General features: G+C 64.9%; 16 protein-coding genes. 9 read left to right on the top strand and 7 right to left on the bottom strand.

The features are described 5' to 3' along the window. Window positions 1–48: 48 nt before the first annotated feature. Window positions 49–996 (bottom strand): alpha/beta fold hydrolase, encoded by a 948-nt coding sequence (locus tag AAHB16_RS13160; RefSeq protein WP_342051075.1) that lies wholly within the window; start codon window positions 994–996, stop codon window positions 49–51. A 271-nt stretch (window positions 997–1,267) separates the two neighbouring features. Between AAHB16_RS13160 and AAHB16_RS13155 the strand changes: the two genes are divergently transcribed. Further along, window positions 1,268–3,070 (top strand): putative bifunctional diguanylate cyclase/phosphodiesterase, encoded by a 1,803-nt coding sequence (locus tag AAHB16_RS13155; protein ID WP_150377085.1) that lies wholly within the window; start codon window positions 1,268–1,270, stop codon window positions 3,068–3,070. A 28-nt stretch (window positions 3,071–3,098) separates the two neighbouring features. On the opposite strand, the gene AAHB16_RS13150 is transcribed toward AAHB16_RS13155, so the two are convergent. After that, entirely contained in the window at window positions 3,099–5,150 is a 2,052-nt protein-coding gene (locus tag AAHB16_RS13150; RefSeq protein WP_342051074.1) for an alkaline phosphatase D family protein, read from the bottom strand. A gap of 148 nt (window positions 5,151–5,298) precedes the next feature. Here AAHB16_RS13150 and AAHB16_RS13145 point away from each other — a divergent pair, with 148 nt between their 5' ends. After that, window positions 5,299–5,826, top strand: coding sequence for a cupin domain-containing protein (locus tag AAHB16_RS13145; protein ID WP_150377087.1), 528 nt, complete (start codon window positions 5,299–5,301; stop codon window positions 5,824–5,826). A gap of 101 nt (window positions 5,827–5,927) precedes the next feature. Here AAHB16_RS13145 and AAHB16_RS13140 read toward each other — a convergent pair whose 3' ends face one another. From AAHB16_RS13140 to AAHB16_RS13120, 5 genes are all read right to left on the bottom strand, one after another. After that, entirely contained in the window at window positions 5,928–6,137 is a 210-nt protein-coding gene (locus AAHB16_RS13140) for a hypothetical protein (protein ID WP_150377088.1), read from the bottom strand. A 54-nt stretch (window positions 6,138–6,191) separates the two neighbouring features. Then, window positions 6,192–8,468, bottom strand: a complete 2,277-nt coding sequence (locus tag AAHB16_RS13135; protein WP_342051073.1) for an FdhF/YdeP family oxidoreductase — start codon at window positions 8,466–8,468, stop codon at window positions 6,192–6,194. Between the two features lie 189 nt (window positions 8,469–8,657). Continuing rightward, on the bottom strand, window positions 8,658–10,025 hold the full coding sequence (locus AAHB16_RS13130; RefSeq protein ID WP_342051072.1) for an MFS transporter: 1,368 nt from the start codon (window positions 10,023–10,025) through the stop codon (window positions 8,658–8,660). A gap of 41 nt (window positions 10,026–10,066) precedes the next feature. Continuing rightward, window positions 10,067–10,849, bottom strand: coding sequence for a gamma-glutamyl-gamma-aminobutyrate hydrolase family protein (locus AAHB16_RS13125; RefSeq protein ID WP_342051071.1), 783 nt, complete (start codon window positions 10,847–10,849; stop codon window positions 10,067–10,069). Between the two features lie 217 nt (window positions 10,850–11,066). After that, window positions 11,067–12,122, bottom strand: a complete 1,056-nt coding sequence (locus tag AAHB16_RS13120; RefSeq protein ID WP_342051070.1) for a porin — start codon at window positions 12,120–12,122, stop codon at window positions 11,067–11,069. A gap of 195 nt (window positions 12,123–12,317) precedes the next feature. Between AAHB16_RS13120 and AAHB16_RS13115 the strand changes: the two genes are divergently transcribed. The 7 genes from AAHB16_RS13115 (at window position 12,318) to AAHB16_RS13085 (ending at window position 18,835) form a co-directional block, all read left to right on the top strand. Beyond that, window positions 12,318–13,148, top strand: coding sequence for a MarR family winged helix-turn-helix transcriptional regulator (locus AAHB16_RS13115; RefSeq protein ID WP_150377093.1), 831 nt, complete (start codon window positions 12,318–12,320; stop codon window positions 13,146–13,148). A gap of 121 nt (window positions 13,149–13,269) precedes the next feature. Beyond that, entirely contained in the window at window positions 13,270–14,472 is a 1,203-nt protein-coding gene (locus tag AAHB16_RS13110; RefSeq protein ID WP_223851663.1) for an ABC transporter substrate-binding protein, read from the top strand. Window positions 14,473–14,513: 41 nt separating this feature from the next. Next, entirely contained in the window at window positions 14,514–15,305 is a 792-nt protein-coding gene (locus tag AAHB16_RS13105) for an ABC transporter ATP-binding protein (protein WP_342051069.1), read from the top strand. Beyond that, a complete protein-coding gene (locus AAHB16_RS13100; RefSeq protein ID WP_150377096.1) occupies window positions 15,302–16,039 on the top strand; it encodes an ABC transporter ATP-binding protein in 738 nt (245 codons plus the stop codon). The genes AAHB16_RS13105 and AAHB16_RS13100 overlap by 4 nt, the downstream gene beginning before the upstream one ends. After that, a complete protein-coding gene (locus tag AAHB16_RS13095) occupies window positions 16,032–16,898 on the top strand; it encodes a branched-chain amino acid ABC transporter permease (RefSeq protein WP_342051068.1) in 867 nt (288 codons plus the stop codon). Before AAHB16_RS13100 ends, AAHB16_RS13095 begins: the two co-directional genes overlap by 8 nt. Before the next feature lie 48 nt (window positions 16,899–16,946). After that, window positions 16,947–17,966, top strand: coding sequence for a branched-chain amino acid ABC transporter permease (locus AAHB16_RS13090; RefSeq protein WP_223851664.1), 1,020 nt, complete (start codon window positions 16,947–16,949; stop codon window positions 17,964–17,966). A 29-nt stretch (window positions 17,967–17,995) separates the two neighbouring features. Then, window positions 17,996–18,835, top strand: coding sequence for an SDR family NAD(P)-dependent oxidoreductase (locus tag AAHB16_RS13085; RefSeq protein ID WP_150377098.1), 840 nt, complete (start codon window positions 17,996–17,998; stop codon window positions 18,833–18,835).

The following is an 18,835-nucleotide window of genomic DNA, read 5'->3' as shown; positions in this document are numbered from 1 at the left end:
AGCAGGGTGCTCCCCACGAACGGGGGGATTATACGCAATGCGGTTGCATCACTCGGGCCGAACGGGCTTCGGCGCGATCTTTTCCGCCATGAACTTGCGTGTGAGCACGGCCACGTCGTCGAGGCGGGTGTCCATGAGGAAGTGTCCGCCGTCGAGAATGCGGATGGACGCGTCTGGCAGATCGCGCCGGAACGCGCGCGCGCCGGCCTCGGTGAAGGTCGTATCGTAGCGGCCCCACAACACCAGCGTGGGCGGCTGCCGCTGGCGCAGCCACGTCTGCCACTGCGGGTAGCGGTAGAGGTTGTCGCGATAGTCGAACGCGAGGTCGGTCTGGATATCGATGGCGCCCGGCCGGCGCAGGAAGGCGAGCTCGTCGATCCACAGGTCGGGGTTGTAGGCTTCCGCGTCGGGATCGGCGCCGACGTGCCGGCCACGGGCGGCCGCAAACGACAGCAGCGCCGCGCGCACGTCCTGTTCGTATGCGCCGCGGTTGGTCCAGTAGCGCTGCCGCGCCTCCCATGCGGGCGCGAGCCCTTCCGCGTAGACGTTGCCGTTCTGGAAGATCGTGCCGAGCACCGCGTTGGGGCGCGCGAGCGCCATGCGCATGCCGACCGGCGCGCCGTCTCCCTGCATGAACAGCACGTAGCGGTTCAGCTTCAGCGCATCGGTAAAGCCGAGCATGACGCTGGCCAGCCGGTCGTACGAGTAGCGGAGCTGGTTCGCCGGCGGCGCGGCGCTGTTGCCGAAGCCGGGGTAGTCGGGTGCGATCAGGTGATAGGCGTCGCCCAGCGCGCGCAGCAGGCCATCGTACATGCGCGACGACGACGGCAGGCCATGAAGCAGCAACAGGGTGGGGCGGTCGGGCGAACCGGCCTCGCGGTAGGCGATGCTGATGCCATCGACGGTAATGGACCGGTAGGCCACCGGCGCGCCGACGGCGCTGCCGGCGCACCACAGGAGCGCGCACAGGACGATGAAACGAAGATGTGCGCGCATAAGCGGGCGATGGGACGGATATCGAAGTAATACCCCCGCCGGGGTCGGGCAGGACCCCGGCACGGGCAGGCGCTATCGTAATGGCGGCCTTATGGGCCACACATGACGTCGTCATGCTTACAACACCAACGGTCGTTCGATTTGATCAGGAATCGTGCTGCGGAAGAATGGGCGGCGATGGCCGATGAATGCCATCCTTCGGCGGGGTGGCTGATTCGGCGCATTTCTGTTAGAAACACGCCGCGATGGTCGAATTCCGTGTTGGGTGTTTATGCAAACGTTGCAAGTCAGGGACTGTCTCGATCCCTCCGCCCGTCGGGTACGCGTCGATGAGCGATATCGAGACCTGGCAGAAGCCGATGTCGAAGGCATGCGGGCGTTTGCGGTATTCGCGGAGAACGGTGGCTTTGCCGGTCTGGTGACCGACCGCCAGGCCACGCTGTTTCCGTCGCGCCGCTTTGGCGACCTGCTCGCCCGCAGGCAGGGCGAGGCGTTGCGTCCCGACGACGATGCCGTACGCGCGCTGCATCGCATGCGCGTGGCCGTGCAGGCCCACCTGCCCGTGATCGAGCCCGATGGTACCTATCTGGGCGTGATCTCCGTGCAAAGCGTGCTCGCGGAGCTCGTGCGCCGCGCCGAGATCTACCGGCAGGAGCGCGAGGTCCTCGTGGAGCAACTGGAAGCCGAGCGCGAGAGCCTGCGCGCCCAGTACCTGCATCTGGCGTACTACGACAGCCTGACGGGCCTGCCGAACCGGCAGCTGTTCCAGGAGCGGCTCAACCATGCGATTGTCCAGTCTTCGCGGCGCGGCACCGAGTTCTCGCTGCTGTTTCTCGACCTGAACCGCTTCAAGGACGTCAACGACACGCTGGGCCATTCCTTTGGCGACCGGCTGCTCAAGGTCGTGGCCGAACGTTTCAGCAAGCTCGTGAGCGAGACCGATCTCGTGGCGCGGCTCGGCGGCGACGAATTCACGTTCATCCTTCACGACACCGGCGATGTGGACACCGTCAATGCCACCGCGCGGCGCATCTTCGACGAGCTGGCCGAACCCATCGCGCTCGATGGCATCCAGAGCTATGTATCCGCGAGCATCGGTGTCAGCCGCTATCCGGCCGATGGCGTGACCGCCGAAGCGCTGGTGATGAACGCGGACGCCGCCATGTATCGCGCGAAGGAAGACGGCATCGGTGCCTGCCATTTCTTTTCGCCGAAGCTGCACGACCGCATGCTGAACCGCCTCGATATCTCCAACGCGCTGCACCGCGCGCTCGAGCGCGAGGAGTTCTCGCTGGTGTGGCAGCCGCAGGTCTCGCTGACCTCGGGCGTGATCGTCGGCGCGGAAGTGCTGCTGCGCTGGAATCGCGACGGCGTCAAGGCCGTGTCGCCTGCCGAATTCGTGCCCATCGCCGAGGAAACCGGCATGATCGGCGCCATCGGCGACTGGGTCCTGCACGAGACGTGCCGCCATGCCTCGCGGCTCGAAGGACTGCCGCTGGCGTGCGATTTCCGCATTGCCGTGAACTTCTCGCCCATGCAGCTGCGCTGGCACAAGGAGAAGTCCGTGCTCCGCACGATCCACGAGCACGGGCTGGATTGCAGGCGCTTCAAGATCGAACTGACCGAGAACTCGCTGTTCCTCAACAAGGAAGGCATGGCCGAGTTCGTGCGCGAGCTCGGCGCTGCCGGCGTGGCGATTTCGGTCGATGACTTCGGCACGGGTTACAGCAACCTGTCGTCGCTCAAGCATCTGCCTGTGAGCGAGCTCAAGATCGACCGCTCGTTCATCCACGACATGCAGGCGTCGCATAGCGACAAGCAGCTGGTGCTCGCGATGATCGGCATGGCGCAGATGCTGGGCCTGCGCGTCGTGGCGGAAGGTGTGGAGCACCCGTGGCAGGTGGCGGTGCTCAAGGACTTCGGCTGCGATATCGGGCAGGGCTATCTGTTCAGCCGCCCGGTGGCGTTCGACGAACTGGTGCGTCGCCTGGAGGCCCCGCCGTTCGATGTGCGCGCGATGCTGTCGGCGCCCTATCCGCCGCCCGGCCAGACCGCGCTGGCCGGGGCGGCCTGAGCCCCCCTGGGTTAGCTTCCTTGCTGGGTTAGCTCGCCAGCAGCGTCACGGCCGGTGCCACATCGGCCAGCACCTGGACCGACTGCGTGCCTGCGGTCGCCGTGGCCGGCGCGGCGCCGTTGACCAGCTTGGCCATCTTGTGAAAGGTGCAGGTCAGCGCGGCGGGCGTCAGCACGACGACGGCGTAGCCCTGCGCGTCGGTGTCCGCGTACTTCAGCGTGGTGGCGTTGTTGGTCTTCAGCGTGTCGTTGAGCGTGTTGATCACGGCGCTGATCGGCGTCGTGTACACGAGCGGACGTACCGCGGCGAATGCCGGGTTGAAGTCCACCACCTGCTTCAGGAAGCTCCAGAACGAGTTGCTCGAGATGCCGGCGGACACGAGGTCGACCATGACCGGTGCCGGCGTGCCGGCATCGTGGTCGTCCATCACCACGCCCGCGAAGAACGCGTGGATGTCGCCGGTCAGCGCTACGACGTTGCCGATGGCATTCGTCTTCAGATGCGACATCAAATTGTTGCGCTCGGCATTGTAGCCATCCCACATGTCGGCGTTCAGGATGAACTGGTCGAGCAGGTTGCGCGGGGGCAGGCCCTGGTTCAGCGAGGGCGCCCATTCGGTGTCGAACTCGTTCTGGTCCAGCAGGCCCAGCGTGTTGACGAGCAGATTGCCGAGCGTGGTCCACGGCAGCGTCGGGTAGGACGCATTGCTCTTGCCGGCCGTGAGGTCTGCGGTGACGGCCGCCTTGACCGCGGCTTCCAGCGCGGTATTGCCGGTCTGGCCGCCCGCGGCGAGCAGCGAGGCGGTGATGGAGGCGATGATGCTCGCGGTGCCATCCACCTTCATGCGCAGCAGCGACACTTCATTGCCCCACAGCTTCCACTTGGTGGTGGCGCCGCTCATGGCGCTCTTCCACCAGTCGCGCTGCTTGTCGCCGAGCATCGATACCGGCGTCAGCGCGCCGCCGGCCGCGCTTTGCTTCTGCGCCGAGGCCGCGTCGAGCGCGGTCTTGGGCACGAAGTAGCGGCTGCCGATCTCGCTGCCCGCAGCCGTTTCCGGAATGATGTGGTCGGCGCGATAGAGGCGCTCGTCGGTCATCACCAGCGTGGCGAGGTCGCCGAACTGGAACTGCCGGTAGATCTGGATGTTCTGGAACGACGGGTTGGCGAGGTCGAGCGTCACGTCGGCCGGCATGAACTCGAACCATGCCTGATTGGCGCTGCGGCGCCGCGGAAGCCGCTCGGTCTGGTCGTCGCTGACCGTGTAGGTCTGGTGGTCCTGCCAGCAGTCGTCGGAGAACTCGTGGTCGTCCCAGATGGAGATGATTGGATGCGCGGCGTGCAGGGCCTGCAGGCGCGGGTCCGTGCGGTACGTCTTGTACAGATAGCGATAGTCGGCGAGCGTGGTGGCATACACCGAGTTGTCCTCGGCCAGCCTGGTGCCGTTGGGCAGCGTCAGCGCGGTGTGGGCGGGCTCGGCCTTGCCGGACTGGAAATCGGCGCCGATGCTCTCGTAGATGTAGTCGCCCATATGGACCACGAAGTCGAGATCCATGGCGGCGATCTCCGCCATGCCGGCCCAGTGGTTGACGCTCCAGTCCTGGCACGTCATGAACGCGAACTTGAGTTGCGACACGGGCGTGCCGGCCGCGGGGGCGGTGCGCGTGCGGCCCGTCATGCTGGTCACGCCATTGACGAGGTAGCGGTAGTAGTACGTCGTGGACGCCGCGAGGTTGGAAACCTTGGTGCGCAGCGTGTAGTCGAAGTCGGGCGTGGCGGGATGGACGTCGTTGACGATCAGCGTGGCGAAGTCCTGCGTGGCCGATACCTGCAGCGTGACGTTGACGGTATCGGTACCGTTGGCACCGTTCACGCGCGTCCACAGCATGACGCTGTCGGGCTTCGGATCGCCGGATGCCACGCCGTGCGCGAAGCTCAGTGTTTGCGGCGTGGTGACGGGGCCGGTGGCCGGGGGCGTGGAAGGGGTGTTGTCGTTGTCGGAACCACCGCACGCGGCAAGGCCGGTGGTGGCGACGGAGACGGTGATGAAGCTACCCCATTTGAGAAACTGACGGCGATCCATGTTCTGATCCGAGTGGGCAATGTCGTGGTTATATTTCTGACTTGTCGTGCTGGCATTGCACGACGGCGCCCATTATTTGGATCGTCTGTGACCGATTCGTGTCCGCTTTCCCCTAATATTCTGTAATGACAATGCGTGACCACCGTTCATGACGAAGACATCTGACGTGCAGGCAACACTGATTCGCGAACTGGGTTTGACGCCGCACCCCGAAGGCGGCTTCTATCGTGAAACATGGCGCGACGCTTTACGCGTAACGCGCCCCGATGGCGCGGAGCGTTCGGCGTCGACGGGCATTTACTACATGCTGTCCGGCAACGCATTTTCCGCATGGCACCGCATCCGCGCGGACGAGGCCTGGCACTTCTATGCGGGCACACCCATTCACGTCCACGTGCTCGAGGACGATGGCGTCATGACGACGCATCGGCTCGGCAATCCGCTGACGCATGCGTCCGAATACGCGTTCCAGGCCGTGGTGCCGGCAGGACGCTGGTTTGCCGCGGAGCGTGTCGGCGACGCGGAGGGGTTTGCGCTCGTGGGGTGCACGGTAGCGCCGGGGTTCGAGTTCTCGGAGTTCGAGATGGCGGGGGCGGAGGATATCGCGGCGTTGGTGCAGGCGTATCCGAAGCATGCGGAGGATATCGCGCGGCTGACGTCCGAGGTTCGCGGATAAAGGGGCGCCGCCAACGATTGGCAATGCAATGTTGGGCGGCGCGTTCTGCGGGCTGTCGAAAGTTTTACAAACGGGCGCGTTCCGAAACCAGTAGGCCTGGCCTACTGACTGGCGGCGTCCTCGTCGCCCTCTTTTCCGTTGATCTCGTTAGCCGTCTTGCGGTCGTCGGGCGGGGTGTCGGGCTGAAGAATCGCAGCGCCGCCCGAGGTTTCGTCATCGACGAGGCCGTTGCCTTCGCCTGAGACCTTGATCTCCGTGGTGGCAAGATCGGTGTCGCGATCGTCCGGATCGGGGGTCTTTGTCGTCGTCATGCTTTGCTCCTCTGGTGTCATGATCGACCTCAAGCCGCAAGATCCACACCAGGGTCATATGCCGACGCCGGATCGGATCACCCGGACCGGTGCGGACTTGTAAGAGGGCGTGCCGCACTCCTTGTCTATGTAATCGAGTGGCACCAGGGCGTTGGCCTCCGGATAATAGGCGCCCACCGAGCCCGGGGAGATGTCATAGGCGATCGCGGTCATCCTCTCCATCCGGAGTGGCCGACCGGGTACCGCTGTCTCGACATCCACCAGATCGCCATGCTCGATGCCTAGCCGGGCAAGGTCTGCTTCGTTCATGAACAGCACGTCTCGCCGGCCGAATACGCCGCGGTAGCGGTCGTCCATGGCGTAGATGGTCGTGTTGTACTGGTCGTGGCTGCGCAGCGTGATGAGGCGGAGTATGTCGTCGCCTGCCACTTGCGCGTTTTCCTGCACGCCGCGATACACCGAGAAGATGGCCTTGCCGGTGGCAGTCGGGAAGACGCGTTCCGTTGGCGGGAGTGGCATGCGGAAGCCGCCCGGTACGCGGATACGCGCGTTGTAGTTCTCGAAGCCCGGGATAGTTCGTTCGATCAGGTCCCGAATCTTGTCGTAATCCGCGATCAGTCCCATCCAGTCGACTTTGCTGTTCGGAATGGTCGCGCGGGCCATGCCGGCCACGATCGCCGGTTCGGAGCGAAGGAACTCGGACGCGGGCGGTAGCTTCCCTGCCGAGGCGTGGACCATCGACATCGAATCTTCGACCGTGATCGATTGCTGCAGTCCGTTCTGGAGATCGAGCTCCGTGCGTCCCAGTACGGGCAGGATGTAGGTTTCTTTCGCAACCAGCAAATGCGAGCGATTGAGCTTTGTGCCAAGATGCACGCTCAGGTCGAGGTTCTTCATTGCCGGAAAGCACTGCGCCGGGTCTGGCAGCGCGACGACGAAATTCCCTCCCAGGCAGATGAGTGCCCTGGATGCACCGGTAATGATCGATTGCATGCCAGCGACCGCGTCATGGCCGTGCTCCGCTGACGGCTTGAAGCCGAAGACCTCTTCGAGCTTCGAGAGAAACTCGGCCGATGGCTTCTCGGTGATGCCGACCGTACGGTTGCCCTGCACGTTCGAGTGCCCGCGCAGCGGGCAAATGCCAGCCCCTTCCTTGCCAATATTGCCACGCAGCAGCAGCAGGTCGCAGATCAACCTGACATTGGCGGTCCCCTTGTTATGCTGCGTGACGCCCATCCCATAGGTGACGATCGTGGCGTTCGCCCGGGCATACGCCTCGGCCACCTCGGCGAGCGCCTCGCGCCCCAGGCCACTCTCGCGCTCGATATCTTCCCAGGAGGTCGCCTCGATATCCGCCTGGAATGCGTCGATGCCTTGGGTGTGGGCCTGGATGAAGTCGTGATCGAGCACGTCGCCGCGCTGGGCGTCCAGCGCCAGCAGCGCCTTGATGATGCCCTTGAGCGCCGCCGCATCGCCACCCGCTCTCACCAGGTGGTAAGTTGACGCAATCCTGTTCGATCCGAATGTCGCCATCTGGAGCATGGCCTGCGGATCCTGAAAGCGCTCGAGCGCGCGCTCTCGCAAGGGGTTGAACACGATGATCGGTACGCCACGACGCGACGCTTCCCACAGTGTCCCCATCATGCGCGGATGATTGGTGCCGGGATTGTGTCCGATCGAAATGATCAGGTCCGCATGGTCGAAGTCCTCGAGCGAGACCGTGCCCTTGCCGATGCCGATCGACTGCGGCAAGCCCACGCTCGTGGCTTCGTGGCACATATTCGAGCAATCCGGAAAGTTGTTCGAGCCATATTCGCGTGCGAACAACTGAAACAGATATGCGGCCTCGTTCGACGCGCGGCCCGACGTGTAGAACTCGACTTGTTCCGCGGGCAGCGCGCGCAGGACTTCACCGATCCGGTCGAAAGCCTGTTCCCACTCGACGGCCTTGAACGTGTCGGTCGCGGCGTCATACACCATCGGATGCGTCAGGCGCCCCATACCCTCGAGCTCGAAGTCCGATCGCTCGAGCAACGACGTCACGGTATTGGCGGCAAAGAATTCCGGCGGAACTCGCTTGGTCGTTGCCTCCCACGTCACCGCCTTGGCGCCGTTCTCGCAGAACTGGAAGGTGGATCGGTGCTCCTTGTCCGGCCAGGCGCAGCCGGGGCAATCGAATCCGTCCGGCTGGTTGGTCCGTAGCAGCGTGAGGGGAGCCTTGACACTCTCCATTTGCGTCACGATAGCCTGCGCGGTAGCTCGAAGGGCGCCCCAGCCGCCGGCGGGGCTATCGTACTGGCGAACACCCGGAATTTCACGTCGCTCTGACATCGCACACTCCACTTATGTTGGCGGAGCCTCGGCGGCTACCGCAGACCGATCACATGTGGCGCGAAATCGCCCACGCCGCGCGTCGCTCCATCCTAGGAAACAAAGCGGCAAATGGGGTGTTAATGGTTGTGAAAAAAAGCGGCCTTGAAATGACGCGTCCTTTCGAACCAGCGGAAAGGTGAGTCGCAGCTAGTGTGTGGCGACCGCGTCCGTCGCGTACACCTCCTCTCGCGAGGTCAGGGACTTCACTACCAGGGCCGCCGCCGCAACGAGGGCCGGAACCGCCAGCAGGGCGAAGATGGTGTCGAACGCAAGGTGCATGCGTAGCAGTTCGCCACCGAGCAGCGCACCCGTGATGCCGCCAAAGCGGCCAATGCCCAGCATCCACGCCACCCCGGTGGCCCGGCCCTGGGTCGGATAGAACCCGGCGGCCAGCGTCGGCATCGATGCCTGCGCGCCGTTCATCACGGTGCCGGCCAGAAAGATCAGCACGCCCAGCAACACCTGTTCCGTAGCGCCATGGCCCACGGCGTAGATCAACAGGCCGGCGAATGCATACATGGCCGCTACGACCTTGTTGGGATTCATCCGATCCATCAACCAGCCGGCCACAATGGTGCCGATGCCGCCACCCAACGGAAACAGCGCGGTGAGCAACGAGGCGCGCTGAATGGAGAAACCCGCATCCTTCATCAGCGTGGGCAGCCAGCTCGTGAGGAGGTAGAAGATGACCAGCCCCATGAAATACGTCAGCCACAGCATGGCCGAGCCAAGCCGGTAGCGCGGTGCCAGCACGGTGCCGATCGCGGATTGGGCGACGGCCGCGGTCTCGTGAATCGTGAAGCGTTCCGCGGCGGCAACGTTGGCGCCCGTTACGCGTTTGAGGGCAGCGGCAATGCGGGCGGCGGGGTAACGGCGCACCACCATGAAACGGACCGATTCGGGCAGCGCGAAGATGAGGACGACCCCAAGCACCAGCGGCGCCACGCCACCGAACAAGAGGACGCTCTGCCAGCCAAAGTGAGGAATGACGGCAGCCGCAAAGAATCCTCCCGCGGCGGCGCCCAGCGGAAAGCCGCAAAACATGGTGTTCACGAGTACCGCGCGGCGCTTGGCGGGCGCGAACTCGGACATCAGCGTGACCGCATTGGGCATGGCGGCGCCAAGGCCCAGTCCGGTGAGGAATCGCAGCGCCGTCAGCCACCAGAGCGTGGGCGAGAACGCCGTGGCAAGGCTGCAGGCACCGAAGAAGAATACCGACAACACCAGCACCTTCTTGCGCCCGACGCGGTCGGCGGCCGGTCCGGCCACGATGGCGCCGAATGCCAGCCCGAACAGTGCCGCGCTCATCACGGGGCCGAGCGTCGATTTGTCGATGCCCCAGTCCTGGACCAGGGCCGGCGCGACGTAGCCCATGGCTGCCGTATCGAATCCATCGATCGCAACGATCAGGAAGCAAAGCACGAGGATCGCCCATTGATATGCGGAAAACGGGCGATTGTCGATCAGGGTCTGTACATCGACCGTACCGATCGCGGGTGGGCTGGATGGCTGCATGTCTCTCTCCGTGGGCAGATATTGGGTAACAGCGCTCCCACTCAGCGCTGTCCGGCCGAGTTGGCGTAATGGCGACAGGCGTCGCCGAAGCGGGTGAACAGGCTCTGCGACAGCGAATCGACCGCCGCGGTGACTTCGGGGTGCCATTGCACGCCGACTGCAAAAGGCTGGCCGTCCAGACGAATTGCCTCGATCAGGCCGTCACCATGGCGTGCCTCGATGGAGCAGCCTCGCCCGAGCGTGCGGATGCCCTGCGTATGCAAGGAGTTGACGACGGCGGTGTCCGCGCGGGTCCAGTCCCTCAGGAGGCCGTCCGGTGCCAGCGTGACGCTGTGCTTGTAGCGGTAGCGCTCGGCCATGGACTCGTTCGGATCTTCGCGATGTTCGGTGTCGTGGCCCGCATCGTAGATGTTGGGGTGGAGGGTGCCGCCGAACGCGACGTTCATTTCCTGAAAGCCGCGGCAGATGGCAAGCATCGGCATGCCGCGCGCCGCGCCGCCGCGGAGCAGTTGCAGGGCGACGTGGTCGCGGGCCGGATCGATCAGAAAGGCGGCGGGCTCGTCGCCACCATACTGCGCTGGTGCCACGTTGGAGGCGCCGCCTGGAAAAAGTAGTCCCGATACTGCGTCGAGATAGGGCGCCACATCGTCGATATCCTCGGCTGCCGGGATCAGGATCGGCGTGACAAGCGAGACCGCGGCCAACGCGCGGCGGTAGCTCTCCTTGACGCTGTGAAGATCGTGATCGCCGACGAAGAACCGGTCGCTGACGACGCCGACCAACGGTCGATCAACGGTGCGGGGCGAGGTAGCGAATGGCGGCATGGCAGGGCCTTTGATCCGGGGGAGGGGGGGGCTCATCAATTGCATACCGATAATAGATTACTGCATACATAGAGCGCAATATTTATCTTATAAATGGCTATTAAAGCGCTTTATATATTATAAATGAGCTTCGATGTATGCACTGATCTTGTGCCGGAGGGGCTGGGCGCATGTCGGGCCCGTGGCGCGTTGCGCGGGTGCCACGGGTCCCCCACGGTCAGAAGCGGTGTCGCATGCCGATGGCCGCGCCAAACTGCGAGCTGCCGCCGTTAGCCATGACGTAGGACGCCGCCGGGCCGTTGTAGGTGTCGAAGTTCAATGCCGAGTCGCGAGCGTAGGCCGTCGATAGGTAGACGTCGGTGCGCTTGGAGAGGTTGTAGTCGACCACGAACAGCCATTGACGCGGATTGGCGGGATTGGAGGTGGTGGTGGCCGTGGGTCGGAACGTGCGCAGGTCGTCGTAGTAGTAGGCCAGCGTCAGCGACAGGGCGCCCACGCTGTAGACGCCGCCCACCCACCAAAGGTTGTCGCGGGCAACCGTGCGTGCCGCCGTGGCGTCGCTCTTGCCGAAGCGGTAGCCGGCGAACACCGCCGCCGGGCCCCACTCGTAGCGCCCGGCGGCGGCCACCTTTTGCGTCTTGGGCGTGCTGCCCGACGTGCGCGTGCCATCGACCTGGTCATACGAAAGCTGCACGCCGAAACCGTTGGCGCTGTAACTGGCGCCGCCGCCCCACCCGGCGCTGTTGGTGATGTTTCCCACCTGCTCGCCGAATGCCCAGTGCGTTTCCAGCGTGACCGGGCCGAAATTGCCCGTGTACTTCATCATGTTGTCTTCGCGCAGCGACGTGCCGAGCATGAAGACCACGGGTTCGAACTGCGTCGCGTACGCGGTAGGGGAGAAGCTCGCGTTCAGGTCGAACATCGACGTGTACTGCCGCCCAAGCGTGACCTTGCCGTAAGGCGCGGATAGTCCCACGTACGCCTGGCGACCCCACAGTCGGCCACCTTGCTGCAGCGTGCCGTTGTCGATGGCGATGGCGCTCTCGAGGACGAACAGCGCCCGCAGTCCTCCGCCGAGTTCTTCGGTGCCCCGGAAGCCAAAGCGGGAGCCGGCCAGCCCCCCGGACTGCATGGCGACTCGGGATCCGCTGCCACCGGTGCTCGTCGCGTTATGCGTCGTGTATTCAATGTTCGCGTCCGCGACCCCGTAGAGAATCACGTTCGACTGGGCCTGAACGGTTCCCCCCAGCGCAACCCCAAGTACAGCAGCCATCCACCTTTTCATGTCGTTCTCCGTATCAGAGGGGCTTGTGGTTTGCGGAATTGCCCCTGCCGACACGCTATGCGATGGGGATTCACGCCCAGAAGGTCCAATCGGAGCGGGCTCGCCATGCCAATTCGGACATGCCTTGTGTTGGTGCTGGAGTTGGGTAAAATACTTGGGGACAATGACCAAAGACAGTGCATCATGCCCTCTTCCGGGAACAACGAATCCGACCTGCAGACTCTGGAGCGCCGCACGCAGCTGGCGCCGCGCCGCAAGCCATACTGGGAGATCGTGGCGCCTGGCCGCCATATCGGCTATTACCGCGGCGCGCGCTCGGCGACCTGGCACGCACGCAAGTTCGTCGGAGACGGGCGCTACGAGGAAATGCGGCTGGGTCCGTGCAACGATGTGAGCGCGATGCCGATGACGGGCGCCTTGACCTATCGAGAGGCGCTCGCCGCCGCCGATGCATGGTTTGGCGGGCCCGAGCCGCAGCGCGCGCGGACGGCCAGGGCGAAGGCGGAGGGCCCCCTCGAACGCCTCGATCCCGACCGGCTCGATGCCATTTCCGATGCCTGGGCCAAGGAACGTCCCGACATCGACTTTCGCCTTGCCGGATTCTTCCTGCGCATCGAGCACGCGCACTACCTGCACGAGCAGCGCCTGTCAGCGATTTCCCGCGCCAAGGGCGTGAACATCGGCGATCTGCACGTGCTGCTGGCATTGCGCCGCAGTGGACCTGCCTACGCATTGCGGCCCACCGATCTGTTTCGCACGCTGCTGGTAACGTCCGGCGCCATCACCAAGCGCATCGACCGGCTGGCGCAGCGAGAGCTCGTGGAGCGCGTGGCCGACCCTGAAGATCGGCGCTCTGAACTGGTGCGGCTTACGCGCCGCGGTGCGGCCATCGCCGATGGCGCGATTTCCCGGATCAACAAGAACCTTGCCGCCATCGTGGACGCGAGCGGCATCACCGCCGCGGAGCTCGCGACGGTCGACGCCTGCTTCCGCAAGCTCATCGCGAGCATGTAGCGCTGGGGTGCGGCGGGTCTGCCGCACCGATCCCCCCACGTCTCGGCGTTTTCCCTGATGCGGTCGCGTCGGATAGCGGCTAGCATTAAATCTTACGTGGAAGATACTTATGGGGAAGAAGATGGGACGTGGCACCTCGTTCAATCGACGGGACATGCTTCGTATCGGCGCCGCGCTGCTCGCGTCGCCGGTGATCGAAGCAACGGCGCAGCAAGGCGGCGCATTTCGCGGACAGATCAAGCTCGGGCAGACGATGCCCTACAGCGGTCCGGCGTCGGCGCTGAGCGCGGTTGGCAAGGTCCAGTCGCGCTACTTCCGCATGGTCAACGAGCGTGGCGGTATCAACGGACGCGAGGTGGTGCTGCTGTCGCTCGACGATGGCTACAACCCGGCCAAGGCCGTCGAGCAGACGCGCCGCCTGGTGGAGCGGGACCGTGTGCTGGCGATGTTCGGCAGCATGGGCACGGCGCAAAACGCCGCGGTACAGAAGTATCTGAATACGCGCACGGTACCGCAGCTGTTCGTGTACGCCGGCAGCGCGCGCTTTGCCGACCCGAAACAGTATCCGTGGACGGTGCCCGGCCTCACCACGTTCCCCACCGAGGCCGCGATCTATGCGGAGTACCTCAATCGCGTCAAGCCCGGTGCCAGGGTTGCCGTGCTCTATCAGAACGACGAGTTCGGCAAGGAGTACCTGGCCGCGTTTCGGCAGCGGCTGCAGGAGATCGGCAGCGCGATGACCGTCTCCATGGCACTGACCTACGAAATCACCGCGCCCACCGTCGATTCGCAAGTGATCTCGCTGGCGGCGTCCCAGGCCGATGTGTTCCTCAACATCACGTCCCCCAAGTTCACGAGTCAGGCGATCCGCAAGGCATCGGACCTCGGCTGGAAGCCGTTGCAGGTGGTACCCATTACCAGCAATTTCGTCGCCACCGTGTTGCGCGCGGCCGGGCTCGAGAAATGCGTGGGGTTGATCTCGGCCACGCCGACGAAGTCGGCGGGCGATCCCGAGTGGGCCAGCGATGCCGGTTATGTCGAATGGCTGGCTTTCATGAAGCGCTACTACCCGGAAGGCGATGTCACCGAGCAGCTGAATCTGAGCGGATACAACATCGCGGTGCTGATGGAGAAAGTCCTGCGCGACTGCGGCGACGATCTTACGGCGGCGCGCGTGCTGCGCCAGGCCACCTCGCTGCGTGACGTGGCGCTGCCGGGATTGATTCCCGGCATCACCGTCAATACGTCAGCCGACGACTACCGCATCCTCCGCCAACTGCGGCTGCAGCGGTTTGACGGTACCCGCTGGGTCCGCATGACCTGAGCGGCTCGTGCCTGCCCCACGCCACTATCCATGGATTCAGCATGTCGAGTTCCCACAAACACGACGCCGCAGCACTACTGCGCGTCAACGGCCTGTCGGTGCAGTTCGGCGGCACGCGCGCGCTGGACGCCGTGAGCTTCGCCATGAAGCCGCGCACCGTGTGCGGCATCATCGGCCCGAACGGCGCCGGCAAGACCACGCTGTTCAATTGCCTGAGCCGGCTTTGCAATCCCGACACCGGCACCATTCATTTCGCCGAGCGGGACATCACGAAGCTCGCGCCCGAAGGTATTGCCGCAGCGGGCATCGCCAGAACGTTTCAGAACGTCGCGCTGTTCGATCGGCAGACGGTGCGGGCCAACGTGGAAGCCGGATGCTATCGGCATGTCCACGGCGGCACGCTCTCCCATCTGTTCGGATTGCGCCGGGCGAGCGACGCGATGGGCGACATCAGGGCGCGCGTTGGCGCACTGCTCGACATGACGCGACTGGCGGACATCGCCGATCGCCTCGTGGCGGATCTGTCCTTCGGCACGCGCAAACGCGTGGAGCTTGCCCGCGCGTTGGCGATGGAGCCACGCCTGCTCTTGCTCGACGAACCCGCGGCAGGCCTCAACTTCGAAGAGGTGGGCGAACTCGAGGCGTGGATTCGCCATATCAGCCGCGAGCTGGGCATAGCAGTGCTGCTCATCGAGCACCACATGAACCTTGTGATGCGCGTCTCCGACCAGGTGATCGGTCTGGAGTTCGGCCGCGTGATGGCGGATGGCACGCCGCACGAAGTGGCCAACCATCCGGAGGTCATCCGGGCTTACCTCGGGGATCACGCATGACATCCATACTTGCGGTGCGGAACCTGAATGCCGCCTACCGTTCGCTGGCGGTGCTCAGCGACGTGTCGATCGATGTGCCAGAGGGCGGCATGACGGCACTGCTCGGTGCCAACGGGGCGGGCAAGACCACGCTGCTGCGGTCCATCAGCAATGTGCTGGTGCGGGCCACGGGAGAGATCACGTTCGATGGCCGGCGCATCGACGGTCAGTCCTGCGATGCCATCGCACGCGCGGGCATCGCCCATGTGCCCGACGGACGCGGCACCTTCAGCCAGCTCTCGGTCGAGGAGAACCTGTGCCTCGGCGCGATCTCGCGCCGCGACAAGGCCGCATGGCAGCGCGACATGGCACGTATGTACGAGTACTTTCCGCGCCTGCACGAGTACCGGCGCAAGCCCGCCGGCCTGATGAGCGGCGGCGAGCAGCAGATGCTGGCCATTGCGCGCGCGCTCATGCTGGCGCCGAAGCTGCTGATGCTCGACGAGCCGTCTTTCGGCCTCGCGCCGATGATCGTGCGGCAGATCTTCGACATCCTCCGCCAGATCAACAGCCAGCGCCAGTTGAGCATCCTGCTGGTGGAGCAGAACGCAAGCCTTGCGCTCGATCTCGCCACCAATGCATACGTGCTGGAAGGAGGGCGCGTGACGATCAGCGGTCCGTCGAGCGTGTTGCGCGGCGACGAGCGCGTGCGTCGCGCCTATCTCGGCCATCCGGAGGAGTCCGCTCATGCATGAACTGTTGCACCAGATCTCCACCGGTATCGTCAACGGCTGCATCTACGCGATGCTGGCACTCGCACTGGTCGTGGTTTATCGGTCGACCCATCACGTGAATTTCGCGCAAGGCGAGATGGCGATGTTCAGCACATACATTGCCGCCATCCTGATCGGCGCCGACGTGCCGTATCCCCTGGTGTTTCTGGCGTGCGTGCTGTTTGCGTTCGCCTCCGGCGCGCTGGTGGAGCGCGTGGTGATGCGGCCGCTGCATCATGCGCCCGTGCTGTCCGTCGTCACCGTGTTCGTTGCGCTGTACGTCATCGTGCAGAGTGCCGCGGGTTTGGTCTTTGGCTATGAAACCCGCAGCTTCCCTTCGCCATTCGAGGCATTGGGTACCGATGGCCTGCTCTCCGGGCACGAGGTCGGCATCCTGCTCACCACAGTGGCCGTGCTTGGCGCGATGACCGCGTTCTTTCGCTATACCCGGCTGGGTCTGGCGATGCGTGCGGTCGCTGTGCAGCCGCTGTCGAGCCAGCTCGTTGGCATTCGCGTGAGTCGCCTGCTGATGCTGAGCTGGGGGATCGCGGGCGCGGTGGGTGCCGTGGCTGGCATGCTGGCCGCGCCGATCGTCTTCCTCGACCCGCACATGATGAGCGGCATCATGATCTACGCGTTCGCGGCCGCGATCGTGGGCGGCATCGATAGTCCCGTGGGCGCCGTGGTCGGCGGCATTCTGCTCGGCATCTTCGAGAACCTCGCCGGCGCTTACCTCGTTGGCACCGAGCTGAAACTGACGCTCGCGCTGGTCGCGATGATCGCGGTACTGATCGTCAAGCCGCAGGGGCTCTTCGGCAGTCGCTCGGCGCAGCGGCTCTAGTCCACTCCACCGCGTTTCCACCGCTCCACACTCGTTTTTACCGGAACCATGTCTGACTTTTTCTCGCAAGTCTTGCGCCGCCGGGGCTCGCCCGGCAGCCTTGCCCACACGCCCCACATGCCATGGCGTGGCGTCCTGCTGGCGCTATTGCTGCTCGGCGCGGCGTGGGTCGTGCTGTCCTGCGCCACCGGATATGTGGCATTCCAGTTCGCCCTCGTGGTCACCTATGCGGTGGCGCTGATGGGTGTGCAGTTCCTGATCGGCAGCAGCGGGCAGATCTCGCTCGGCCACGGCGCTTTCCTTGCGCTGGGCGCGTACACGGCCGCGATGCTGCTCGACAGCGGCTGGGCACCTTATTGGCTGACCATTCCCGCGGCCGGCGTAGTGGGCTACGCCGCGGGCTGGTTGTTCGGCATGCCTGCGGTGAGGCTGTCCGGCCCGTATCTGGCGCTGGCAACCTTTGCCCTGGCGCTTGCGTTGCCGCAGGTGCTCAAGCATCCGGCGCTCGAAGGCGTGACCGGCGGCGTCGCGGGCATCGGCATCGATACGCCGGCCGCTCCATACGGCCTGCCCCTCGACGCCGATCAATGGATGCTGCTGGTGGTATCGGCCTGTGCGCTGGCGGTCTATGCGATGTTGCGCCGTCTGTCGCGCGGCCCCGCGGGCATTGCGTTGCGCGCGTTGCGCGACCACCCGGCCGCCGCGCTGGCCGCCGGCGTGCCGGTGCGGCAATGGCGCGCCCGCGCATTCGCCACCAGCGCGGGCATCGTCGGCATGGCCGGCGCCATGCATGCGCTGCTGACGCATTTCGTCTCGCCGGATGCCTTCACCGTACTGCTCTCGCTCGGACTGGTGGCGGGTGTGGTGGTCGGTGGCACCGGCCACGCCCTCGGGCCGGTGATCGGTGCGCTGTTCCTGGTGTACGTCCCGAATATCGCGGAGGAGGTATCGAAGGCCGCCACCGGGCTGATATATGGCGTGCTGATGCTTGCCTGCGTGTTTCTGGCGCCCAATGGGCTGGCGGGTCTGCTGCCCTGGTGCCTCGGCAAGCTGCGCGCCAAACGGTAAACATTTCTTTCGTCGAACAAGGAGGCACGATGGATCATAAGAAACCCCTCGCGGGCAAGATTGCGGTGGTGACCGGCGGTACGCGAGGCGTGGGCAAGGGCATGGCGCTAGGGCTGGGCGAGGCCGGTGCCACGGTGTACGTCACCGGACGTACGCTACGGCAGGGCGGATCGATATGGCCGGGCAGTCTCGAGGAGACGGCCGCGGAAGTGACGCGCCTGGGCGGCGTGGGCATTCCGGTGGCCTGCGACCATGCCGACGACGATAGCGTGGCCGCACTGTTTCGGCGCGTGGCCGACGAGGCGGGCCAGCTTGACATCCTCGTCAATAACGTCTTTGCCGCGCCGGACCGCATGCCGACCAACGTGCCGTTCTGGGAACTGCCGGCGGATCTGTGGGAGATGCTGATGCGCGTGGGACTGCGCTCGCACTTCATCGCGAGCCGCCACGCGGCGCCGCTGATGGTGGCGCGCAAGCAGGGCCTGATCGTCAATACGTCGTCGGGCGGTGCCGTGCGCTATACGTTCAACGTACCGTTCGGTGTGCAGAAAGCGGGCGTCGACAAGATGGCCAAGGACATGGCCCACGATCTGCGCGAGCACAACGTCGCGGCGGTCGTGATCTGGCCTGGGTTCATCAAGAGCGAGAAGGTCATGGCGCAGCCGGACCGGCTGCCGCCCGCGCTCACCAAGCGCATTCTCGAACACGGCGAGACGGCACAGTTCGCCGGGCGCGCCGTGGCGGCGCTGGCGGCCGATCCGAAGGTCATGGAAAAGTCCGGCAAGCTGCTGCTCGCTGCCGAGCTGGCAGCCGAGTACGGCTTCACCGATATCGACGGGCGCATGCCCGAAGCGCCCTCGCGCGTCTGA

The organism is Cupriavidus sp. OTU4054 (assembly GCF_038440175.1).
Classification (GTDB): domain Bacteria; phylum Pseudomonadota; class Gammaproteobacteria; order Burkholderiales; family Burkholderiaceae; genus Cupriavidus; species Cupriavidus pauculus_D.
The sequence above is the reverse complement of the archived record's forward strand: the minus strand, read 5'-3'. Positions and strand labels throughout refer to the sequence as shown.